The organism is Maribellus sp. YY47, assembly GCF_023111095.1.
In the GTDB taxonomy this organism is placed as follows: Bacteria; Bacteroidota; Bacteroidia; order Bacteroidales; family Prolixibacteraceae; genus Draconibacterium.
Window position 1 is genome coordinate 118,345 of record NZ_JALGYW010000001.1, and the last position, 23,239, is coordinate 141,583.

The following is a 23,239-nucleotide window of genomic DNA, read 5'->3' on the forward strand; positions in this document are numbered from 1 at the left end:
AAGTTAGTGTCGAAGTGTATTCCTATTTACTGTACGTTTACCGGCTTCTGAATCTGGTATTTTTCGCTCTGGCTGTACCAGGTGAATTTGAGGATGTATCTCCCGTTACTCAGATCTGATTTACGAAAAGCAACCTGGCTGATTCGTGGTTCCAATGTAAAGGTAATGTCTCTTTTGCTGTCGGATGGGCGGTACAAATACATGCTTCCTGAGTCGATTTTTGCTGCAACCGAAGGATCGATGATGATCTGTAGGCTTTCGTTGCCCAACTGAATATTCAGTGCCTCCATAAATTCTTTCGAGCGGGCTTTTACTCTTATTTCTTCGGAATAATCAACGCCTTTTTCGTAATAATCCTTGTGAACAAGGTTAACGGTTTGCCGCGAAGCAAAAATGATAAAAGCTGCTGATCCGGCTAAAAACAGCACCAAAAAAAGAAAAATTCCTGTTCCCCAATTAAATTTCATGATCGTTCTATTATCTGTTAACTGAAAACTGTTACTGCAAATTGTTTTATGGCCCGACAAAAGTGGTGTGGTACGTTTCCATCAGATTCCCGTTGCTGAAAATACCAAATTCAATTTCGGTTTTATCGCTGGTAATTTCCTGTTTGGGAATATAGACCAAAAAAGTTGATTCAAATTTATCCTGATCTTTGATCTCCATTGAATTTCCTGCCATCTGAATTTTTCCTTTGTGTGATAAAAGTCGAAGTTCGAGTGGCATCTCTTCGTGTGTTTTATTTACGATTTTTATGTTGTAAACATTCGAATAGGTCGAATCCTGTTCCTGGTAAATCAGCCCCGGTGTGCGCAAAATGGTGGTTTCAATTTCGGGACGCGAAACCAGTGTGAACACAAAAAACGAAAAGATGATAAACAGCACCACCGTGTAGGCGCGGTTTCGGGCATTCCACACCGAGGGATGTCCTCCCTTGATGGCGGCTTCCGAAGTATACCGTATGAGTCCCTGTGGCTTTCCGATCACTTTCATGATTTTGTTGCACTGGTCGATACAGGCAGTGCAGTTGATGCATTCGAGCTGCGTGCCGTTACGAATGTCGATGCCGGTGGGACATACCGAAATACACTGTTTGCAATCGGTACAATCGCCGCTTCCTCTTCCGCCGCGTGGTTCTCCGCGTACATAATCGTAGGCAACCATGATCGATTTTGAGTCGAGCAAAACGCCCTGCATTCTTCCGTAAGGGCAGACCATCGTACAAATTTGCTCGCGGAAAAACGAGTATATCCAATAAAATACGCCGGAAATAAGCAACATGACTGCAAAACCACCCAGGTTTTCGGAAATAGGTTCAGTAATCAGCTGAATCCAGCGTTCGCTGCCGATAAACCACATCAGGAAAACATTGGTCATGGCGACCGAAATCAGAATAAATATGCCGTGCTTCAGTGTTTTTTTGAAGATCTTTTGGCCGGTCCAGGGACTGTTGTCAAGCTTGTGACGTTCGCGATAGTCGCCTTCAATCAGGAATTCAATCCGCCTAAAGATCATTTCCAGGAAAATAGTTTGCGGACAGGCCCAGCCACACCACAATCGTCCGTAGGTTACGGTAAACAAAACGATAAACAGCACAAACGACAACATCAGCAATGCCAGGATGAAAGTATCCTGTGCCCAGAAGATAGCGCCAAAAATGATGAATTTCCGGTTGGCAATGTCGAGTAAAATAAGCGGATTGCCGTTGATCCGGACAAAAGGAACCGCTACCCAGAACGCCACTAGCAACCAGGCAACAATTGTCCGGCGCTTCCACCATTTCCCTGAAGGCTTTTTGGCGTACACCCATTTTCTGCCTCCCCGTTCGTTGAGGTTGATGGGTTTGTCCCTGAATGTGATTTCGTGTTCTGTCATATGTTCAAAATGGAACTAAAAAAGGGGGAAGAAACTTCCCCGCGTTTAATATATCTTATCGTTCTAGTTATTACATTCTACTCCCTGAGGTTCTTTTGCATTGGCAGGATTAGAACCTTTCAGGCTTAGCACATAACTGGCTACTTTCTGGATTTTGTCGTCGCTGATCTGGCCTTTAAAAGCAGTCATCCCTTTAGCCGGAACACCGTTTTTGATCACATTAAAGACACTTTGGATATCGCATCCGTGAATCCAGTGTGTGTCGGTCAGGTTCGGACCCACCGCATTTCCTTCTCCGTTTAACCCGTGGCAGGCCATGCAAGCCATATCGGTATAAATTTGTTTCCCTTCGGCGAGCGAAGCTTCATCGGTGAAAGCTACCAGGTCGTCAGCCGACAAAGAAGCAATCTGGTATTTCTGATCGTGTTTTTCTGATTTACGCGCATACTCTGCATCCTGGTGATCTCCTTCTTTCAACCAGAAAAAATAAGCGGCGTAGATTATCGCCCACCCAATGGTGATATAAAAAAGAAGCATAATCCAGCGCGGTGGCGGATTGTCCAGTTCTTTTATTCCGTCGTAATCGTGATCGGTGATGTGTTCCTCCGGTTCAGTATGTTTTATTTTTTCTTCTGACATAGCTTTACAATTTAATTTGAAGTGGTAATGTCTTCGGATTCGCCATCCGCCAGTATTGAGTTTTTGATGTTCTCCATTTCTTTATTTGGAATTCGCATGGTACGAACAGTGATAACAATAAATAGTACCACAAAAATGAGTAATCCGACAATGTAAAAGATCCGGATTCCTTCAATACTCGTTAACAGGTCACTTACAATCTTCATTCGGTTTTAATTTTGTTTGTTCTGTTCCTGAAGTGTGATCAGTACATAACTTGCCAGCTGCGTGATTTGTTTCTCAGACAACATGTTTTTGTACGGAACCATTCCTTTGGTAACGTTTCCTTCAGCAATGGAGTGGAATACATCAGTAGGTGTATTTCCTTTTATCCATTCGTCATCAACGAGGCTTGGAAATGCCGGTGGTATTCCTTTTCCTTCAGCGCCGTGGCAAACCACACAGTTCGCCTGAAACAACTTCTTTCCTGCTTCCAGATCTTCAGGAGTATCGAGTAAGGTAATTTCTTTTGCCTGTTGTTCAGCCGTCTCACCCTGTTCTTCTGTTACAGCTGCATTTTCACTCATAATGTCACGTCCCAGCTTGTGCAGATAGGCGATCAGCGCGATCATCTGTTTTTGCGGCGCCAGCTCAATTCCCGAAGCTTTCAGGTCGTCGGAAATTGTTTGTGCCTGTGCCATCAGTTCATCCACTGCTTTTTCGTCGTAGCCTTCTTCGTAAGGAACGCCCAGCGTTTGCATCGCCCTGATTTTCTTTGGCGTTTGTGTTACATCAACATCTTTCACCGCCAGCCAGGCATAATTTGGCATGATGGATTCCTCGTTCATTTTTTGCGGATCCATAAAGTGGTTGAAATGCCAGACTGCATTTTTATACATCGGGCCACCAATTACACCCGCGCGAGCCAAATCCGGTCCGGTTCGGCGCGATCCCCACTGGAACGGGTGATCGTAAACAAACTCCCCGATTTTTGAGTATTCGCCATAGCGGTCGGTTTCCCAGCGGAACGGGCGTACCATTTGCGAGTGGCAAACGTAACATCCTTCAGCAACATATATGTCACGGCCTTCCAGTTCAAGCGGCGTGTAAGGCTTTACTGATTCGAGTGTAGGTACGTTTGATTTAATAAAAATCATCGGGATAATTTCCACAGCCCCACCAATAGCCAGGGCAATGAATGTTAGGATTGAAAAACGTACTGCTCTGCGCTCCATCCAGCGGTGCAGCGTTTCTGTCACCGGGTTTCTTTTTCCGGCCAATACAAGTGCAGGAGCTTCCGAAGCTTCGTCGTTTACAAAACTTCCGGCCTTCATGGTTTTGGCCAGGTTAAACACCATAATCACGAAACCTCCAAGGAAAAGTAATCCGGCGAAAACACGAACCGTGTACATCGGTACAATCTGGGTCAGTGTCTCCAAGAAGTTCGGATAAGCTAAAAGTCCTTCCGGAGTATATTCCTGCCACATCAGCCATTGTGTAACGGCTGCCCAGTAGAGCGGAATGGCATAAAGCAGAATAGCAAGGGTCGACATCCAGAAATGAATGTTGGCCAGCTTTTCTGAGAATAATTTTGATTTGAATAATTTGGGAACCAGCCAGTACAGCATACCAAATACAAGACCGCCGTTCCAACCCATACCGCCAATATGAACGTGTGCAATGGTCCAGTCGGTAAAGTGCGTAATCTGGTTGACGTTTTTCAGCGACATCATCGGCCCTTCGAAAGTAGACATACCATAAGCGGTAACACCCACTGCCAGAAATTTAAGCGCTGCACTGTCGCGTACCTTGTCCCAGGCACCGCGTAGCGTCAGTAATCCGTTAATCATACCACCCCAGCTCGGAGCAATCAGCATAATGGAGAAAGTTACTCCAAGTGCCTGTGCCCATTCCGGCAAAGCCTGATACAAGAGGTGGTGAGGGCCAGCCCACATATAAAGGAATATGAGCGACCAAAAATGAATGATGGATAATTTATACGAATAGATTGGCCGGTTGGCTGCTTTGGGCAGGTAGTAATACATCAAACCAAGGAAAGGAGTGGTGAGGAAGAAAGCCACGGCATTGTGACCGTACCACCATTGTACCACGGCATCCTGTGCGCCGGCATAAATCGAATAACTTTTAAATAATGAAATCGGGAGTTCAAAGGAGTTCACCACGTGCAGTATGGCTACACCTAAGAACGTAGCCAGGTACCACCAAATGGCTGCATAAATGTGCTGAACACGGCGGACAATCAGGGTCCCGATCATGTTCCAGCCAAAAACTACCCAAATAATGGTGATCAGAATATCGATCGGCCATTCCAGTTCGGCATATTCTTTACTGGTGGTGATACCGGCAAGCAAGGTTACAGCTGCCAGAACAATAATGAGCTGCCAGCCCCAAAAATGGATTTTACTCAACTTATCGCTAAACATGCGGGTTTTGAGTAGTTTCTGCATGGAGTAATACACTCCTGCAAAAATGGCATTTCCCACAAATGCGAAAATGATGGCATTGGTATGCAACGGCCGTACCCGCCCGAAAGTGGTGTACTCCAACCCGAAGTTGAATACCGGGAAAGCCAGTTGTGCCGCCGCCAGAATCCCAACAAGGATCCCGACAACTCCCCATACCAGAGTGGCCAGGATAAACAGCTTAACGATTTTGTTGTCGTAGTAGAATTTTTGATTTTCCATAATATGGATTTATGTCGTTTGTTTCTTTTCTTCTTTTGTTTCAGTCTCCGGTTCATCGTCGTCGAATAATACCCTGATCGATGGTGTTTCATTGTCATCGAACTGGCCATTGCGCACCGCCCAGATGAAGGCCCCCAGAAAGATCAGGGCTGCCAGCAGACTCACTCCAATCAGCAGGTAAAATATATTCATGACGATTTTATTCTTTTCCCACGCGCCAGATCTTAAAAATCTGGAACACCACATAACCGATGGCCGCCCAGGCAGCGCCAACTGCTCCAAGGTACGATAGCAGCAGCCACGACTGGACGTTTTCGTTGGTCGACCATAAAATTTCCTTTTTGATCAGCCGGGGCTGTGGCTTAGGTTGTCCTACTTTTGCCGCATCCAGAACCACATTGTCGGTAACATAATTTTCGTCTAACTGCACCACAATGTTTACCATTCCGCTTTCATCGCCGATTAAGGTTTCTGGAATCTGGTATTCCGCACGCCCTTCAGCATTCGTCAGCACTTCGCCGATGGGCAGGTTTCCAAAAGCTTTTTTTGCCGAAATTTTCACGGCAGCATTCGGGAGTTTTACAAACGATCCGTTTTTATCGTCCACTTCAGCAAAAATTTCCACTTTCTTTTCCACTTCGTTTACCGAAGCCAGCAACTTTGCTTTCTGAGGCGGAGCATCTACCAAAAGCTGTTCGTGTGAAGGATCAAAGTTCCGGATAAAGTTGATCAGCCTCCAGCGGTCGTCTTCCGAAATGGTGGTTTCAAACTGAGGCATGCCACCCCGTCCTTTGGTGATTTTAAAAAACAGTTCGCCGTCGGTATTTTTTTGCATCTGTTCCGATACCATATCCGGCGGGGGAGGTACCAGCGGTAAGCCGTTGTGTTTGCCCGGATCGCCGTGGCACGACTTACAGTTTTTCATGTACAGGTCTTTCCCTTTCTTTACGTTCGAAAGATTGTATTCTGACGGATTGGTCAATCCTTTCTGATCATCCGGAACCAACCATTCCTGCGCCATCCCCTGATAAACTGTCATCAGGGCGATTACCAATGTGAGTGTGAATTGCTTCTTCATCTTTCCTTAGTTTTTGGGTTCCGAAATAATTTCTCTTGAGATGCCTTTTTCTTCAGCGTATTCCCAGATGGCGATCACCGGGAACATTTTTGCCAGGATGGTGATGATCAGTATAGCTGCCATAAACGAGAACACCGTAATCATGGTTTCGATGCTGGTTGGCGCGTAATGCTGGTAATTTTCAGGTACATTCTGTACGGGTAAAAACGGATGTTCCAGCGTTGGGATCACGATAATATACCGTTTGAACCACGATGCAATCAAAACAAAAACTGAAATGATGGTGATGGGCAAGGGCTTTCTGAAAAACTTATTGACCATCAGGGTGATGGGCAGGAACAATCCAAAAAGTTGGGTAGCCCAGAACATCGTCGAAAACTTACCGGTAAACAGGTTGGAAAGGTGAATGCTTTCGGCGGTTTTCATTTTATAACCCGGTACGAAGAATTCGTTGATATTGAAATAAAGATAAACCAGGCAAACCAGTACAAACAATTTCCCCATCATATTAAAATGATAGTCTTCGAAATAGTCTTTTAATCCGTAGCGGACACGGTACATGTACATCACGATAATTACCGCGGCTACACCCGCAACAAAAGCGCCGGCCACGAAATAGGGACCGAAAATGGTGGTATCCCAGCCCGAACGCAGGGTCGCGGCAAACAGCCACGAGGTTACTGTATGGATCGATAGTCCAACCGGGACAATCAGAATCATCAGGATGCGCATGGCGTGTGCCATCAGTTTATACTGTTCGGCGTTACCTTTCCAGCCTAAAGCCAGTATGCGGTATACGTTTCTTTTCCATTGCGGAATGTCGTCGCTGCCTTTGTCGCGCAACAGGGCCAGGTCGGGAAGCAGCGGTAAATAAAACAGCAATACCGAAATGGTCAGGTAGGTGGTAACTACGGTAACGTCCCAGATAATGGGTGACGCAAATCGTCCGTGCAGAAATACGTTTAAAAAGCGGTCGGGGCGCCCCATGTCCATTACGATGATGATTCCGGCAAGTGCAACACCCGCTATTGCTACCTGTTCTGCTACGCGGGAAATTACTTTCGACCATTTAATTTTTAACAGGTGCAGCGCCGAACTAATCAGGAATCCGATCAAACTAACGGCAACAAAAAATACAAAGTTGGCAATGTACATTCCCCAGGATACGTAATCGCGCATTCCCGTAACTCCCAGTCCGTCGCGTACCTGAATGCCCCAACCCCACAGTCCGACCAAGGCGAACATGATCAGTATGAAATACCAGAAATTGGTTAATTCGTCGCGCTTAACAATCGAACGCGTGAGATCGAACGTGATTTTATCTAACAGCTTCCGGGATTCCTCCGGTGATTTTTCTTTCTCCATGATGCTGAAATTAGTTGATTATGAATGGTGTTGCTCGATTTCGCCCTGGAATGGGAAAGCCCTGTCTTTGGGAGGCAGGTAATAAACCCTTGGTTTGGTTCCCAGGTCAGGCATCAAAGTGTATCCTGCATTGGTTTTAATCAGCTCGCTAAAACTGGTGGTTTCGTGTGTGGTTCCGTTGGTTACGGCATCTTCGTTCTGGTCGCCAAACCAGTAAACGCCGTTCGGACAGGCAGAAACACACGAAGGCAGTTTTCCGTCGCGCAAACGGTCGGCGCTAAACAAACATTTCGAAATGGTTCCTTTTTTCTGCGGAACGTTGGCTTCAATATTATAGGTTACGCCTTTGTATTTGTCAGCATCGCGGGGTTCGAACCAGTTGAATACCCTGGCTGAATACGGACAGGCGGCTATACAGAAACGGCAGCCGATGCAACGTTCATTGTCGATCAGTACGATACCATCTTCACGTTTAAATGTTGCATTTACCGGACATACCTTGGTGCATGGCGGATTGTCGCAGTGCTGACATGGTTTCGGCATATAATAAGGAGCCGTGTTTTCGGCATCCTGCATTTCCAATACATTAATATGGTGCTGTTCCGGCCGGAGCTGGTGGTGGTTCTGGCAGGCTTTCATACACTGACGTGCATTCCGGCATTTCGACAGGTCAATCACCATTACAAATTTCTTCCCGGGCAAGCCTTCGCGGCCACGCTTTTGATTCTCCGACAGACTTGGGATATCTGCAGGTTTCAGCTGTGATTTCTCAACTTTCACCAGTTCTCCGCTCGAAGTCAACAAGGTGATGGTGTCGCCACTGGTTGATTCAACCTGAGTGCAAGAATTCAAAATGGAAGATCCCCCGACAACACCTGCGGCGCCGATCGACACCCCAAGGGTTTTCATGAAGCTTCTGCGCGATTTCTTTTCCATAAACAGACAATTTTTATCAACTAATATCCAGATTAAATATCCTTTAAATTAAGCGAAATTATAAAATATGGGGCTCGTTCCAAATCATAAATGTTTCCAGGTAATAAAAGATGAATTAGTCTCAGAAGTCTAAATTTGAGTTAGTTACACGTGCGTTTGTAAAAAAATATCAAGTTTTATTTTGGAATAAACAATTGATTTGAACTGCAATAGCCGGAAACAGTAATTTTTCTCCAATTTTTGTGTGAACAATCCAAAACTTGCGATTGTTTCACTGAGTTTTTTTCTTCGGCCGGTAATTCAACATAAGAACCGAATTGAGGTAAAAATTATATGTTGTAAAACATGTTTTTAAAAGATGTTTCGGGATAAGAGTTGGTGAAAATAGTATTTTATGTTGAATTTATCTTCCCTTTCACTGCGATGTTTGCTGTAATTTATAATCCTTCTGAACTGAACAAATGATTTTAATGCCTTGGACTGGATGACTTCAAAATCGAAAAACATTAAGAAACAGGCTTTTTGAATAAACATTCAGCAGCTTTTGTGGTTTTATAAACGAACAAATTGAATCGTTTGTCTTTGTGTCTGGCTGACATTTGTTCGTGTACAATGCTTCAGACGGGCAAATCAGGATAAAAGATCAAAGACAGAGCCTGCTAAAACTGGATTAATAAAAATGAGAAATCAGCTTAACACAGTAATTCTGATTGTCACAACTCTACTGTTTGTGAGCGTTACAAGTCGTGCCCAGCAGCCTGTTAATCCTGCAGCCAGTGACGACGATGTAGAAATCGGAGTTGTTGAACATCTCGATGATTTTCTTCCCGACAGTATTTCCCTGATCAATGAAGCCGGCGAAAAAGTTTGGCTGGCTGATGTTATTGATAAACCAACGGTGATCAACTTTGTGTATTACCGCTGCCCGGGAATTTGCAGCCCGCTGATGGAGGCGGTTGCCGGAGTGATGGACAAATCGGAGTTAATTCCCGGGAAAGATTACCAGGTGTTGACCATCAGTTTCGATCCTACCGAGACCATCGATTTGGGGATTCGCAAAAAAAACAATTACCTCAACCTGATGAACAATGCCGACAAAGTAGAGGCGGCCAAAACAGGATGGAAGTTTTTTGTTTCGGACAGCGCCAGTATTGTAAGGGCTACCAATGCAACCGGGTTTAAGTACAAAAGGAACGGCAACGATTATTTACATGCGGCCTCTTTGACGGTGGTGAGCCCCGACGGAAAAATAACCCGGTATCTGAATGGCTTGTATTTTCTTCCGTTTGAGTGGAAAATGGCAATTGTGGAAGCCTCAAAAGGACAGTCGGGCCCCACGCTCAACAAAGTATTACGGTTTTGCTTTTCATACGACCCGAAAGGTCAAACATATGTATTAAATGTAACAAAACTTGGCGGAACACTCATCATGTTTTTTGCTGTGGTGTTGCTGCTTGTTATGGTGTTGAAACCAAAACGAAAGAAGTCAATTTAAACAAAACTTATGCAAACAACTGCTGTTAACGGAGCAAATTATTTAACCTATCAGGGAAAATACAAAGGTTTGCTCGGATGGATTTTTTCGACCGATCACAAACGAATCGGACTGTTGTATCTGTATTCGATCGCTACCATGTTTACAACGGGAGTATTACTGGGACTGGCCATGAAATTTGAGTTGCTGGCTCCGGGGAAAACCATTATGGAAGCGCAGACCTATAACTCGGTTTTTACCGTTCACGGAGTGATCATGATATTCATGGTGGTGGTTCCGGGACTTCCCGCAGTATTTGGTAACCTGATGTTGCCGATTATGATCGGGGCCCGCGACGTGGCTTTCCCAAAGCTGAACCTCTTATCATGGTGGTTGTACGTTTCCGGTGTTTTCCTGGTGTTGGCAGCATTGCTTTTTGGTAAAGGTTCACCCGATACCGGCTGGACTTTTTATGCGCCCTACAGTTTTAAAACCGGAACAAATATGTTACCCGCCATTTTTGGCGCCTTTGTTTTGGGATTCTCGTCCATTCTTACCGGGCTGAATTTTCTGGTAACGATTCACCGCCTGAGATGTAAAGGAATGAAGTGGATGAAGCTTCCGCTTTTTGTCTGGACACTTTACGGAACTGCCTGGATACAGTTACTCGCAACCCCGGTAGTTGGAATAACCCTGGTATTGGTTGCACTGGAGCGCGTGTTTGGTGTCGGTATTTTTGATCCGGCCCTGGGTGGCGATCCTATCCTGTATCAGCATTTGTTCTGGATCTATTCGCATCCGGCTGTTTATATCATGATCCTTCCGGCCATGGGGGCGATTTCCGAAATTATACCGACTTTTTCACAAAAACATATTTTTGGATATAAGGCAATTATCGCTTCAACAATGGCCATTGCATTTGTGGGATACCTGGTTTGGGGCCACCACATGTTCACGGCCGGTATGAGCGGAACAGCCCAATATTATTTTTCGCTGTTAACCTTTATCGTTGCCATCCCAAGTGCAATTAAAGTATTCAACTGGATATCGACCCTGTACAAGGGATCGATCAATATCCAGACTCCCTTTTACTGGGCAGTGTCGTTTATTTTTGTCTTTATGATAGGAGGCTTAAGCGGACTTGTTTTGGGGGCGCTGGCCACCGATGTTCATGTGCACGATACTGCTTTTGTTGTAGCCCATTTTCATTACATCGTTTTTGGCGGAACAGGCTTTGCCTTTTTTGCCGCAATGCACTACTGGTTCCCCAAAATTTTTGGAAGAATGTATGATAAAGCCTGGGCCAACACGGGCTGGCTGGTTTTCTTTGTTGGTTTCCTGGCACTTTATACACCCATGTTTTACCTGGGAATGATGGGGATGCCCCGCCGTTATTACGACTATCTGGAAGAATTTCATGGCGGTAATATCCTGAGTACATTTGGCTCCTGGGTATTGGCAACCGGTTTCATAATTATTGTGGTTAACCTGGTGCGTTCGGCCCGAAAAGGAGCGCCTGCCGAAGCTAATCCGTGGCATGGTAGAACCCTTGAATGGACAGTGCCATCTCCACCTCCGGTGTTGAATTTTGATAAGGAACCGGTAATCGGAGAAAATGACGGACCTTACAATTACGAATAAAACTTAACTAAACGGATATGGAACATGCACATCATGTAGAACATCCCGATATGTATGATGCCGAGTCGTCGAAAGTCGGCATGTGGTTGTTTATTTTTACTGAATTACTGCTTTTTGGGGCACTGTTCGTTATTTACGCGGTTTACCGCTATATGAACCCCGATGCATTTCACCTGGCAGGCGAGGAGTTGAACCGGGTCATCGGGACAGTCAATACCGTTATCCTGCTGATAAGTAGTATGACCATTGCCATGGCCACCACTGCTTTACAGAAAGGACACCGAAATGTGGCGATCGGCCTGGTGAGTATCACCTTTGTGATCGGGCTTGCTTTTTTGGTTAACAAGTACTTTGAGTGGGGAGTGAAATTTTCGCACGGAATCTGGCCCGGATCAGAACACATGATCAGCGAAATGAGCCACGGTGAGATTTTGTTTTTTGGCTTGTACTTCGTAATGACGGGCTTGCATGCCCTGCACATCATCATCGGGATGGCGATCATGGTTTTTGCCGTACGCGGTCTTGCAAGAGGGAAAGTGCATGCCGACCGGCCTTCGCTGCTCGATAACTGCGGATTGTACTGGCACCTGGTTGACCTGATCTGGATTTTCCTGTTCCCGTTATTTTATTTAATACACTAAAACTAAATCAATATGTCCGGAGAAAAGCATCACATAGTTCCCTATCGGCTGTATTTTGTTGTGTTGATTGCCTTGCTGGCTCTCACTTTTGCGTCGGTATGGATCACCAGCATCGAACTGCGGGACTATACGGTGGCAGCTGCCTTATTGTTTGCAATAGTTAAATCATATCTGGTTTTGAACTATTTCATGCACCTGAAATACGATAAACCTTATATCAAGATTATGGTCGGCTTTGTGTTTGCCATCTTTTTGGTGATGATAGTGATAACCTTTTTAGATTACCTTTATAGATAGCTATGAACTCAGAAGTGACTCAAGCCTCAAATTTTGTACAAGGTGTTGACACGGCCTTTATTATAATCCTGGCAATATGCTTCATATTCCTGATTGGTTTAACGGCCGTTATGTTGTATTTCATTTACAAGTACAATAAAAAGAAAAATCCGAAACCGACTCAGATCGAGGGAAGTACAAAACTGGAGATCATCTGGACGATCATTCCCTTTTTACTGACCATGCTGATGTTTTATTATGGCTGGGCAGGCTGGAAACCCATGCACAAGCCGCCGAAAGATGCCATGGAAGTAACGGTTTACGGACGGATGTGGAATTTCAGTTTTGAATACGATAACGGGAGAAGATCGGATACTTTGTTTCTTCCGAAAGACAAACCGGTGAAACTGAACCTGGTGGCGATGGATGTACTGCACAGTTTGTACATTCCGGCTTTTAGGGTAAAACAGGACATGGTACCGGGAAAGAAAGATAATTTTATGTGGTTTGAACCGCAGAAAGAAGGAACCTACGAATTGTTTTGTGCTGAGTACTGCGGTTTACAGCACTCCTACATGTATACCTATGTGGAGGTGATGAAAGATTCGGCTTTTCAGGCCTGGATTGCTGATACTACGAGTGTGGCTGCTTCGGTGGCAGCGGTTGAATCGCCTGCAGCTACCGGAAAACGGATTATGCAGAACATTGGCTGTTTTGCCTGCCACACCATCGACGGAACCCGCCTGGTTGGGCCAAGTTTTAAAGGAATCTGGGGCGAAACGCAAACCGTTGCAACCGGGCGCGACAAACGCGAGGTTACTGTGGACGAAGAATACATCAAACGCTCGATATTTGATCCGAATGCCGATATTGCTGACGGCTATCAGAAAGGGCTGATGCTGACGTATGAAGGGCAACTTTCAGACGACGATGTAAACAACATTATTGAGTACCTGAAAACATTGAAATAAGAAAAGCTGGCAGAATGGAAGGGTCGTTGAGTATGCTGGAAACAAATAAAACGCTTGACTTTAAGCAGCAGCTAAAAGTGATCTACGAACTGGGGAAAGTTCGTATCTCGTTGCCCATTGCCCTTTCTGCAGTTACCGGTTATGTTTTAATGCAACACGTTATGGATGCGCAGGGCTGGTTGCTGGCCCTGGGTGTTTTCCTGATGTCGTGCAGTTCGAGTGTAATTAATCACTGGCAGGAACGAAACCTCGATGCACAAATGCCCCGCACAAAAGACCGTCCCATTCCTTCGGGACGAATAAGCGCCAATGGAGCTTTAATGCTGGCCGTAGGTTTGGCATTAAGCGGTTCGGTGATTTTGCTGGTGTCAAGCCCGGTGATGGCGCTGGTGTTAAGTTGGGTAACCCTGTTTTTTTACAACGGTGTTTACACCCCCATGAAAAAGTTCTCGGCTTTTGCAGTTATTCCCGGTTCAATGGTAGGAGCTTTGCCTCCACTAATTGGATGGACTGCCGCCGGAGGAAGCCTCACTTCTGAATCCATACTTATTGTGGCCGCTTTCTTTTTCATCGGTCAGATTCCTCATTTCTGGCTGTTGTTGCTCATGTTTGGCGAGCAATACCAAAAAGCCAGTATGCCCAGTTTAAATCAGCTTTTCAGCAACGACCAGATCAAGCGCGTAACTTATGCCTGGGTGCTGACCACCATCGCCTCGGCATTGCTGGTGCTCTTTTTTGTGGTGCAAAGCCGTATTGTCATGTTTTTTCTGATCTTTTATATTTTTTACCTGCTTTTTTCCCTCACCCTGGCCGTTTTTATGCAAAAGGAATTCAAGGTGAGGCCCGCATTTTACAAGCTAAACTTTCTTTATTTGTTTATGATGATCTTTCTGATTGTCGACAGTTTGGTAAAGACTTGATTCACGGATAAGTTTGGTGGCTTTAATTTCGTTAACTTTGCAGCATCGAAATTTATTTTTTACATGAAATTTTCAGAACTCGGAATACACGATGACCTCTTAGATGCCATCGAATACATGGGATTTAAAGAAGCGACTCCTATACAGGAACAAGCGATCCCCATTATTTTGGATGGTCACGACATGATTGCCTGTGCACAGACAGGAACAGGAAAAACTGCTGCTTTTTTGCTTCCTGTGCTCGACCTGATCGCTGATTTACCCGGAGGTGAAACATCCACACTTATCATAGTTCCTACACGCGAGCTGGCCATGCAGATTGATCAGCAGGTTCAGGGAATCGGTTACACAATGGGCATACATTCCATTGCGCTGTACGGAGGTGGTGACGGCGATGAATGGGGACAACAAAAAACGGCACTTACAAAAGGAGCAGATATCATAGTTGCAACACCCGGAAAACTGATATCGCATTTGAACATGGGGTATGTGAAGTTTGATACCATCCAATTTCTGATTCTGGACGAAGCCGACCGCATGCTGGATATTGGTTTTTACGACGATATTGTGAAGATCATTTCCTACCTGCCCAAAGAGAGACAAACGTTGATGTTCAGTGCGACGATGGCGCCAAAGATCAGGAAACTGGCTTCACAGATTTTGCACGAACCCAAGGAAATTAACATTTCGATTTCAAAACCCGCAGAAGGTGTTTTGCAGGCGGCCTACCTGATTTACGACAAGCAAAAAAATGACCTGGTAACCCATCTGATTTCTGATAATCCGGACTACAACAGTATTATAATATTTTGCTCCACGAAACGGGCAACCAACGAGTTGGCGCGTGCATTAAAAAAGAAGAAATTTGCAGCTGAAGCAATTTCTTCAGATCTCGAACAGTCGGAACGAGAAAGTGTGTTGAACGGATTTCGTTCGAAACGAATCCGGATTCTAGTGGCTACCGATGTGATGAGCCGCGGTATTGATATAAAAGACATTAATCTGGTGATTAATTACGACGTGCCAAGTGATGCAGAAGACTATGTGCACCGTGTGGGGCGTACTGCCCGCGCCGATTCAACTGGAGTGGCTTTGACACTGGTGAATGAGGACGACATGTATAAATTCCACCAGATCGAAACATTGATCGAACGTGAAGTTTTCAAAATTCCGATGCCGGAACATCTTGGAGTGGGACCCGAATGGAAAGTAGCTTCAAAAGGCAGAAAAAAGGGGAAAGGTAATTTTCATAAATACAAAAATCAAGGAGGAGGAGCTCAGCCCCAGCACCGGAAGAACTACCAAAGCAAGAAGAAAAAATAAACCGCACTTTTTTACGAACCTAAAACCGCTTGCGAAATGTTATCCAAAGCTTTTATTGCAATTGCAGCGCTGATATTCAGCGTTTCATTACAGGCACAGAATCCGCTTGAAAAGCTGGAATCCCTAATTGGCAAATGGGAAGGGACAGGTGAGGGATTTGGAAATTCGAAATCAAACATCTCTGCAGAATACAACTGGCTGATGGACCGCAAATTTATTGAAGTGAAACATCATTCAGCGTTTGCCCCAACAGCCCAAAATTCCAAAGGCGAGATTCACGACGATTGGGGGATGATCAGTTTCAATAAAGAACGCAGTGTGGTCGTTTTCAGACAGTACCATAGCGAAGGTTTTTTTAATGAATACATTTTGAATACAGCCGAATCGAATGATTCTACACTGGTTTTCGAAACCGAACGGATCGAGAATTTTGTTCCGGGAGGCAGAGCCCGTTTTACCATCAGGCTGAAAGCGGAGAATGAAATTGAAACGGTTTTCGACGTTGGTTTTCCGGGAAAAGAACTGGCTTGTTTCGGTACCAACCGGATGAAGAAAAAATAAAAAAAATCCACCGAAACCAGGCGGCAGATTCTTGCTCAAAGTTTTCCCCTCAACAATTTTTCTACTTCTTATTTTTATGAAGGGTGACTTTTATAATCTTGTCCACTGCAGGATAAGTATAGCCGTCATCAAGTAAGTGCACCAATCCGCCATCATCTTCATCCCTCGATTTTTGTCCCGGGAAGGCCGGTGCTGTTTCAGTTTCTTCTTTCGGAATGGCTGCAGCTCCTGCTTCAAAATATTTGTAGGCTGTTGATACATTTTCAACCGTTACAGTATACATTTTCGAGGGGACAACATCGGGCAAAGTTCCTCTTTTCAGATCAGGTTTTTCTATTTCGTCTTTCATAAACTGGGCAAACAAAACGGCTACAATAGATAAGCTCAATAATTAACGAAGTGATTTCATAACGATATAATTTATGGTGAATAATCTGAATCAAAGGTCCGGGGAAAGTATCACGGAAGTGTCACAAAGAATTCAGTTTTTGATAAAACTTTGAAATAGAACAGGATAAATCTGTTTAACAAATCTTCATTTTTCGAAAGCTGTTTGCAGAATTGGATTTTATCTTTCTACTTTTGCGCCATGAAAAGAGTGGTTGTAGGATTATCGGGCGGAGTTGATTCAAGCGTAGCTGCGTATTTGCTGAAACAGCAGGGCTACGATGTGATCGCACTGTTTATGATCAATTATCATGAACGCGAAGGTGTGCTTACCAGCTCGTGTACCTGGGAAGAAGATTCGCTGATTGCAAAAATGGTGGCCAAAAAACTGGACATTCCGTTTCATATTGTTGATTTAAGCAAGGATTACAAAAAGCGTGTGATCGACTATATGTTTACCGAATACCAGGCGGGCCGCACACCCAATCCCGACGTGCTGTGTAACCGGGAAATCAAATTTGATACCTTCCTCGAAGAAGCGATGAAGTTTGATGCCGATTTTGTGGCAACCGGGCATTATTGCCGCAAAAGTGAGGTGGTAGTAAACGGCGAAACCATTCATCAGTTGCTGGCCGGGAAAGATCCGAATAAAGATCAGAGTTATTTTTTATGCCAATTAAGCCAGGAGCAGCTGTCGAAAGCCATGTTTCCGATTGGTGATTTGTTAAAACCCGAAGTGCGCGAAATTGCCCGCGAGCAAAATCTTCCGACTGCTGAACGTAAGGATTCGCAGGGGATTTGTTTTGTTGGTAAAGTTGATCTTCCTACTTTTCTTCAGCAGCAACTTGAACCAAAAGCGGGTAACGTTATTGAGATTCCGGCTGCTTTCATGGAAAAGAAAAAGCAAGTTGAAATAAACGAAGAAAACTATCGTAAGCTCTGTTTTCCGTTTCCGTATAAACCCTGGAACGGACAAGTGATTGGAGAACACGAAGGCGCACATTTTTATACCATCGGGCAAAGAAAGGGACTAAACATTGGCGGGCACAAAGAACCGTTGTTTGTAATTGGTACCGATGTAAAACGGAATATTGTTTATGTGGGCGAAGGACAGAATCATCCGGGCTTACACCGGAAAGGATTGTTTATTGCCAACGAAGATGTGCACTGGATAAGGACCGATTTGAAAATGCAGGAGGGAGAGAAGCGCGACTACGAAATCCGCATCCGTTACCGTCAGCCGCTCGAAAAAGGAACCATTCATTTGCGCGAAGACGGAGCCTGGTTTTTATTCGAAAACGAGCAGCGCGGAATCACTTCGGGGCAGTTTGCAGCCTGGTACGACGGCGATGAATTAATTGGTTCTGGAGTGATTGCTTAAAACATTGGTTCAGTAGCTCGTTGCTTCGACTTAATAACTAACTTAGGACAAAATTTTTAACACATGATAAAATCGATGACCGGCTTTGGGAAAGCCGAATTTGAGATAAACAACAAGAAAATAACCATCGAAATAAAATCGCTGAACAGCAAACAAATCGATATTAATACCCGCACACCCGCATTGTATCGCGAAAAGGATATAGAAATTCGTAAGCTAATCTCCGAAAAACTGGTTCGTGGAAAAGTTGATTTAAATATTTATGTCGAAAATCTGGGTGATGAAACCAATTCCAAAATCAACGAACAGATTCTGAAAGGGTATTTTCATCAGCTGAAAGAGGTAAGTGATAAACTGGGACTTACCACTGATCATCGTACGTTGCATGCTGCTTTGCGTTTACCCGATGTGGTAAAAACCGAATACGAATCGCTCGACGAGCAGGAATGGGAAACCATCGAAGCGAATATTAGAAAAGCGCTGAATGATATCGATACGTTTCGCGACAAGGAAGGATTGGCGCTCGAAACGGATATTATCGGAAATGTAAAAAGCATTCATCAGTTGCTGAAAGATATCGAGCCTTTTGAAAAACAACGGATCGAAGCCGTAAAAACAAGGCTGACGGACAACCTGGAAAGCCTGAAGATGAACGGTAACGTGGATCAGAATCGTTTTGAGCAGGAACTGATTTTTTACCTTGAGAAACTGGATATCAACGAAGAAAAAGTGCGTCTGAACAACCACTGTAATTACTTTTACGAAACGGCCGGTTTAAAGGAATCTTCAGGTAAAAAACTTGGGTTTATTTCGCAGGAAATTGGCCGCGAGATCAATACCATCGGTTCCAAAGCCAACGACAGCAACATTCAACGCATTGTTGTTCACATGAAAGATCATCTGGAACGGGTGAAGGAGCAGTTGTTAAATGTACTGTAGTTCAGAGTTTAGTGTTTAAAGTTCAAAGAAAAGCCCGCAGCTAGAGGCTGGTGGCTTGAAGCTCATTTATGAAAGGAAAGCTTATTATATTTTCTGCTCCGTCGGGAGCCGGTAAAACCACTATCGTACGTCATTTACTCGATAAAGGCTTTAATCTCGAATTTTCAGTTTCGGCCACTTCGCGTGCACCGCGTCATACCGAAACCCATGGAAAAGATTACTACTTTCTTTCCGAATCGGAATTCAAGGAAAGAATAGAAAAAAACGATTTTCTGGAGTGGGAAGAAGTTTATTCCGGAATCTTCTACGGAACCCTTAAAAGCGAGGTGGAACGTATTCGGGAAGAAGGCAAGAACGTGATTTTTGATGTGGACGTAGTCGGTGGGTTAAACATCAAGAAATATTATGGCGATGAGGCGCTGGCGGTTTTTGTTCAGCCACCGTCGGTGGAAGAGTTGAGAAACCGTTTAACGGCCCGTTCAACCGAAACCGAGGAGAAAATTGCCATGCGAATTGCCAAAGCTGAACATGAACTCAGTTTCGCACCCAAATTTGACGTGGTAATTGTAAACGACAAGCTCGAAGAAGCCTGCGACGAGGTGGAAAAGGTAATTGGAAAGTTCTTAGCGGACTAGCATTGGGTTGTCATTTCATCCATCAGTCAACGGGTTGGAATCTGATTCAAAAAATGCTGAACTTTCATCCGATGAATAAACACGAAGTCAAAATATCCAATAATCAATATTCAATTTTCAACTCACAAATAATGCACTATTTTTGAATATTGAACATTCAATATTGCGACTTTAAACATTCATGAGCAATCCGGTTATCGACATACTCGCACCAAAAACCAATCTCCGCTTAAAAGTTGGTTTGTACTTTGGCTCGTACAATCCGATTCACATCGGGCACCTGGCGATTGCCAATTACATGGTGGAGTTCACCGATATTGATCAGCTTTGGTTTGTGGTTTCGCCGCATAATCCGCATAAAAAAAAGAATAACCTGCTCGACGATTACCAACGCCTCGAAATGGTGCATCGCGCCGTGGAAGGCGACGACCGCTTGCGGGCTTCCAATATCGAATTCAACCTGCCCAAACCCAGTTACACAGTAGATACTCTCGCATATTTAAAAGAACAGCATCCGAACTACGACTTTGTTATTATGATGGGTTCTGATAATCTGGAGAGTTTTCACAAGTGGAAAAACTTCGAAACCATTCTGGAAAATTATGGTGTGGTTGTTTATCCCCGTCCGGGTTTTGATCCATCAAAGGTGCTGGTTAATCATAAAAATATAACAATCGCAGCAGATGCTCCACTAATGGAAATATCGGCATCCTTTATCCGAAATGCGATTAGTGAAGGGAAAGATGTCCGGCATTTTTTACCTCCCAAAACATGGGAGTACCTCGAAGAAATGAATTTCTACAAATAGTTAAATAATACCGTCCCGAACACAGCGCGCGATCAGTTCAGTGGTGGTTTTACAATCGGTTTTGCGTAGAATATTTTTCTTGTGGGTATTGATGGTATGAGGTGAAATATTCAGGATTTCTGCGATTTCTCCAAAAGTTTGTCCATTGGCAATATTTCTCAGAATTTCTTTTTCCCGAGGAGTGAAAAGCGTTTCATAGTTGTATTGTTTCGGAATAAAATCATCGTCGGTGGATATGGCATAATAGGAAGGACGGCCATCGCCGATAAACGATATTTTGTTGTCGATGGGCATGTCCAGATAGCTGACATCGGTGTGGATACCCAGTACCTGCTGCGCTTTTTTATCTTCAGATAAACTGAGTGTTTTTGATTGATGAAGGATGGTTTTGTAGCTGCCATTCGCATGCCTGATGCGAATCACGTAAACCACTTTGTAGTGTAAAATGTCTTCAGGAGGGATTCGGTTAAGAAGAAAATCGACGGCTGCGGCTTCCTTTCGGTGCATTTGATTCAGATCTTCGGGGTGTATCAGTTCAAACGCTTTATCTAAGCTCCATTCAGCAGGTTTAAATCCCAGTATCGATTCAATTCTTTTATCCACATATTCCATTTGGAGGGTTTCAAAATTTAAGATGTAATAGTAGAAACTTCCTGCCGAGAACAAGTTGGCAACTTGTTCAATAACGTTCAGGTATAATTCTGTTTTTACCGGTTTCTCAATTTTGTTGGGTTTCCATGCCTCCTTGATTCTTGCTACACTTTCGTTATCCATTTTTCTGATTCCTTACATTACAGCTTATGTTAACATGGCTTTGCTAAAATACCTAAAATTAGGTATTTAAAAATAGGAAATCCTCGATTATATTGCAATGCGAAAAAGAACAACTTCCCTCCCTTAAAAATATTCTCCATTCGCACCGTAAAGAAAGGCGACATTTAAATGCTGCCTTTTTTACGTTATATGGCCTCGTCCGGCAATAATGCCGATTCGAAGTTTCACCTTGTTCGTGTCATATCCTCGTCTATGCAGATGGTAAAATCAGCAAGTCCGGTATTATCCTTTTCCAGTTCCGAAATATCATTTTGGGTAACACAGTGGATGGTAACAATTCGTAGCTCGGGTTTGTACTGTTTCAGGTACCAATAAATACTTTCGAAATTTTGACTGTGGTAGGCGCCGTGGTAATGAAGCAGTTTTTTCCCGGGCTCCCAGTGTTTCAGGATGGAATTGGCCATGGTGGCGTCTTTTATCGCCTGTGCTTTCGGAAAATTCTCGTTTACATGACTTCCCATTCCTTCCATTTCCAACATGCTTTTATAGCAGTTAAGGGTCGGATCGTATGCAATTGGCAGCGGAGGAAGATAGGCTTTTGCTTCTTCGGGGAGTTCTTCCAGGGCTTCCAGGCCTTTCGCATTTACCAGCGAAGCATAGCGTCGGGGTACATTGGTAGCTACAAAAGTAAGCTTGTTTGTGCGGGCGAATTCAACTAAAGGTTTGTAGTCGGTTTTATAGTTGGGCCATAATTTGGCTTCGTCTTCAAACCTGCTGGTCAAAATCAGGCTGTCAACATATTCGGTTAAAATGAGCTGATTGTCGGTTTCAAACATTTCTGCTCCCAAGATCAGGTTGTTCCCTGCTATTTCATACATGTCTTTTGTAACTTCCAGTTCCAGCCAGTGCGAAATCGGATTGTCGTGCAGTTCGCCAAAAAGAACAATATCAGCGTCTTCGATTTGTCGCAGTAGCTTTTCATACTTAGTGGTTTTCCCATCTTTGTCAAAAAGAAGGTAGGCTGGTTTGTCGGACTTGAATGCTGTAAAAACCACGAAAATAATCAGGATTAAGGACTTGAATCTTTGCATATTGTTTTGTTTCAGTTAATAACAAAAATAGGAGAAAGGGGTTTTCCGTAAAAGAATAAAGAATGGGAACTCATTTCAGCCTGCACTTTTTCATTGCAATAAAAATGGTTATTTTTCAAATCGACAATAAAGTACGAGATGGTAGAGTCGGGTATTTTTTACAGCACAGTAATCGATCCTTTTTTACAGCAGTTGAGAAAACGAGTGTCGCAGCATATTAACCCGGGAGATCGGGTTATTGATGTTGCCTGTGGAACGGGAGCACAGCTTTTTGAACTGGCCCGGTTGACGGCTTCAGTTACCGGTGTTGATCTAAGCGACTCGATGGTGCGTTTTGCTCAAAAGGAAGCGAATAAGCGCAAACTCACTGATGCCCGGTTTTATGATGAAGACGCGAGGGATTTGTCCAGGTTTTATGGCGACAAATTTGATGTGGCTATTCTTTCACTCGCCTTGCATCAGTTTGATCCTGATTTGCGCCATCCTGTTTTACTTGAGATTCAAAAGGTGGCCAATAAAATCGTCGTTCTTGACTATGCCGTTCCGCTACCCGGAAATTATGTGGGAGTTGCTTCAAGAGTGGCGGAGTTTCTGGCCGGGAGAGATCATAACCGGAATTTTAAAAGTTATACTCGCGCCGGTGGTTTGGAATCGATCTTGCCGGGAAACGGGCTTTCCATTGAAAAAGCGCAGGCAATCGGAAAAGGTGCTTTTCAACTGGTAGTTGCACGTAGCCGGGTATAATTAACTTTCATTCAATGATTTTCACAGTTGGACACACATTTTAACAAAGCTAAATTTTGTTTAACAGTAACGCGGTTTTCATTAAATGTCTTTAAC

Annotated in this window: 25 protein-coding genes; 13 read left to right on the forward strand and 12 right to left on the reverse strand. The window is 44.1% G+C overall.

All coding sequences use genetic code 11. From position 1 onward, the window contains the following. Positions 1-26: 26 nt before the first annotated feature. The 9 genes from MR764_RS00585 to MR764_RS00625 form a co-directional block, all read right to left on the reverse strand. A complete protein-coding gene (locus tag MR764_RS00585) occupies positions 27-467 on the reverse strand; it encodes a FixH family protein (protein WP_247977438.1) in 441 nt (146 codons plus the stop codon). A gap of 46 nt (positions 468-513) precedes the next feature. Next, positions 514-1,875, reverse strand: a complete 1,362-nt coding sequence (gene ccoG / locus MR764_RS00590; RefSeq protein ID WP_247977439.1) for a cytochrome c oxidase accessory protein CcoG — start codon at positions 1,873-1,875, stop codon at positions 514-516. 63 nt (positions 1,876-1,938) lie between these two features. Continuing rightward, a complete protein-coding gene (locus MR764_RS00595; protein WP_247977440.1) occupies positions 1,939-2,514 on the reverse strand; it encodes a cbb3-type cytochrome c oxidase N-terminal domain-containing protein in 576 nt (191 codons plus the stop codon). Between the two features lie 11 nt (positions 2,515-2,525). Beyond that, the gene (locus MR764_RS00600; protein ID WP_247977441.1) at positions 2,526-2,720 is read right to left on the reverse strand and encodes a cbb3-type cytochrome c oxidase subunit 3; all 195 of its coding nucleotides are present in this window, start codon (positions 2,718-2,720) and stop codon (positions 2,526-2,528) included. Positions 2,721-2,726: 6 nt separating this feature from the next. Continuing rightward, positions 2,727-5,198 (reverse strand): cytochrome-c oxidase, cbb3-type subunit I, encoded by a 2,472-nt coding sequence (gene ccoN / locus MR764_RS00605; RefSeq protein ID WP_247977442.1) that lies wholly within the window; start codon positions 5,196-5,198, stop codon positions 2,727-2,729. Between the two features lie 9 nt (positions 5,199-5,207). Continuing rightward, positions 5,208-5,390 carry a cbb3-type cytochrome oxidase assembly protein CcoS gene (gene ccoS / locus MR764_RS00610; protein ID WP_247977443.1) on the reverse strand — a complete coding sequence of 61 codons (183 nt, stop codon included), beginning with the start codon at positions 5,388-5,390 and terminating at the stop codon, positions 5,208-5,210. Positions 5,391-5,397: 7 nt separating this feature from the next. Next, complete coding sequence (locus MR764_RS00615) at positions 5,398-6,276, reverse strand: cytochrome c (RefSeq protein ID WP_247977444.1); 879 nt, start codon at positions 6,274-6,276, stop codon at positions 5,398-5,400. A 6-nt stretch (positions 6,277-6,282) separates the two neighbouring features. After that, on the reverse strand, positions 6,283-7,641 hold the full coding sequence (gene nrfD, locus MR764_RS00620; RefSeq protein ID WP_247977445.1) for an NrfD/PsrC family molybdoenzyme membrane anchor subunit: 1,359 nt from the start codon (positions 7,639-7,641) through the stop codon (positions 6,283-6,285). 18 nt (positions 7,642-7,659) lie between these two features. Then, complete coding sequence (locus MR764_RS00625) at positions 7,660-8,577, reverse strand: 4Fe-4S dicluster domain-containing protein (protein ID WP_247977446.1); 918 nt, start codon at positions 8,575-8,577, stop codon at positions 7,660-7,662. Between the two features lie 679 nt (positions 8,578-9,256). Here MR764_RS00625 and MR764_RS00630 point away from each other — a divergent pair. From MR764_RS00630 to MR764_RS00665, 8 genes are all read left to right on the forward strand, one after another. Beyond that, positions 9,257-10,072: an SCO family protein gene (locus tag MR764_RS00630; RefSeq protein ID WP_247977447.1), complete on the forward strand. Its 816-nt coding sequence runs from the start codon at positions 9,257-9,259 to the stop codon at positions 10,070-10,072. Between the two features lie 9 nt (positions 10,073-10,081). Continuing rightward, a complete protein-coding gene (locus MR764_RS00635; protein WP_247977448.1) occupies positions 10,082-11,692 on the forward strand; it encodes a cbb3-type cytochrome c oxidase subunit I in 1,611 nt (536 codons plus the stop codon). Between the two features lie 17 nt (positions 11,693-11,709). Beyond that, positions 11,710-12,333: a cytochrome c oxidase subunit 3 family protein gene (locus MR764_RS00640; RefSeq protein WP_247977449.1), complete on the forward strand. Its 624-nt coding sequence runs from the start codon at positions 11,710-11,712 to the stop codon at positions 12,331-12,333. Positions 12,334-12,345: 12 nt separating this feature from the next. Further along, the gene (locus MR764_RS00645; protein WP_119437192.1) at positions 12,346-12,630 is read left to right on the forward strand and encodes a cytochrome C oxidase subunit IV family protein; all 285 of its coding nucleotides are present in this window, start codon (positions 12,346-12,348) and stop codon (positions 12,628-12,630) included. 2 nt (positions 12,631-12,632) lie between these two features. Next, positions 12,633-13,580: a cytochrome c oxidase subunit II gene (gene coxB / locus MR764_RS00650; RefSeq protein WP_233376708.1), complete on the forward strand. Its 948-nt coding sequence runs from the start codon at positions 12,633-12,635 to the stop codon at positions 13,578-13,580. Between the two features lie 14 nt (positions 13,581-13,594). Then, a complete protein-coding gene (locus tag MR764_RS00655; RefSeq protein WP_247977450.1) occupies positions 13,595-14,500 on the forward strand; it encodes a protoheme IX farnesyltransferase in 906 nt (301 codons plus the stop codon). A gap of 63 nt (positions 14,501-14,563) precedes the next feature. Next, positions 14,564-15,823 (forward strand): DEAD/DEAH box helicase, encoded by a 1,260-nt coding sequence (locus MR764_RS00660; RefSeq protein ID WP_247977451.1) that lies wholly within the window; start codon positions 14,564-14,566, stop codon positions 15,821-15,823. 36 nt (positions 15,824-15,859) lie between these two features. Continuing rightward, positions 15,860-16,384, forward strand: coding sequence for a hypothetical protein (locus MR764_RS00665; protein WP_247977452.1), 525 nt, complete (start codon positions 15,860-15,862; stop codon positions 16,382-16,384). Positions 16,385-16,445: 61 nt separating this feature from the next. Here the strand turns inward: MR764_RS00665 and MR764_RS00670 are convergent, their stop codons facing one another. After that, positions 16,446-16,772, reverse strand: coding sequence for a hypothetical protein (locus MR764_RS00670; protein ID WP_247977453.1), 327 nt, complete (start codon positions 16,770-16,772; stop codon positions 16,446-16,448). Between the two features lie 201 nt (positions 16,773-16,973). Here MR764_RS00670 and mnmA point away from each other — a divergent pair, with 201 nt between their 5' ends. From mnmA to nadD, 4 genes are all read left to right on the forward strand, one after another. Then, positions 16,974-18,152 (forward strand): tRNA 2-thiouridine(34) synthase MnmA, encoded by a 1,179-nt coding sequence (gene mnmA / locus MR764_RS00675; RefSeq protein WP_247977454.1) that lies wholly within the window; start codon positions 16,974-16,976, stop codon positions 18,150-18,152. 63 nt (positions 18,153-18,215) lie between these two features. After that, a complete protein-coding gene (locus MR764_RS00680) occupies positions 18,216-19,091 on the forward strand; it encodes a YicC/YloC family endoribonuclease (RefSeq protein ID WP_247977455.1) in 876 nt (291 codons plus the stop codon). A gap of 68 nt (positions 19,092-19,159) precedes the next feature. Beyond that, on the forward strand, positions 19,160-19,726 hold the full coding sequence (gmk, locus tag MR764_RS00685; RefSeq protein WP_247977456.1) for a guanylate kinase: 567 nt from the start codon (positions 19,160-19,162) through the stop codon (positions 19,724-19,726). A gap of 181 nt (positions 19,727-19,907) precedes the next feature. Continuing rightward, positions 19,908-20,534 carry a nicotinate (nicotinamide) nucleotide adenylyltransferase gene (nadD, locus tag MR764_RS00690; RefSeq protein ID WP_247977457.1) on the forward strand — a complete coding sequence of 209 codons (627 nt, stop codon included), beginning with the start codon at positions 19,908-19,910 and terminating at the stop codon, positions 20,532-20,534. Here the strand turns inward: nadD and MR764_RS00695 are convergent, their stop codons facing one another. Continuing rightward, positions 20,535-21,308: a LuxR C-terminal-related transcriptional regulator gene (locus tag MR764_RS00695; protein ID WP_247977458.1), complete on the reverse strand. Its 774-nt coding sequence runs from the start codon at positions 21,306-21,308 to the stop codon at positions 20,535-20,537. A gap of 224 nt (positions 21,309-21,532) precedes the next feature. Next, entirely contained in the window at positions 21,533-22,399 is an 867-nt protein-coding gene (locus tag MR764_RS00700) for a ChaN family lipoprotein (protein ID WP_247977459.1), read from the reverse strand. Positions 22,400-22,537: 138 nt separating this feature from the next. Between MR764_RS00700 and MR764_RS00705 the strand changes: the two genes are divergently transcribed. Continuing rightward, the gene (locus tag MR764_RS00705) at positions 22,538-23,143 is read left to right on the forward strand and encodes a class I SAM-dependent methyltransferase (RefSeq protein ID WP_247977460.1); all 606 of its coding nucleotides are present in this window, start codon (positions 22,538-22,540) and stop codon (positions 23,141-23,143) included. Positions 23,144-23,239 lie beyond the last annotated feature (96 nt).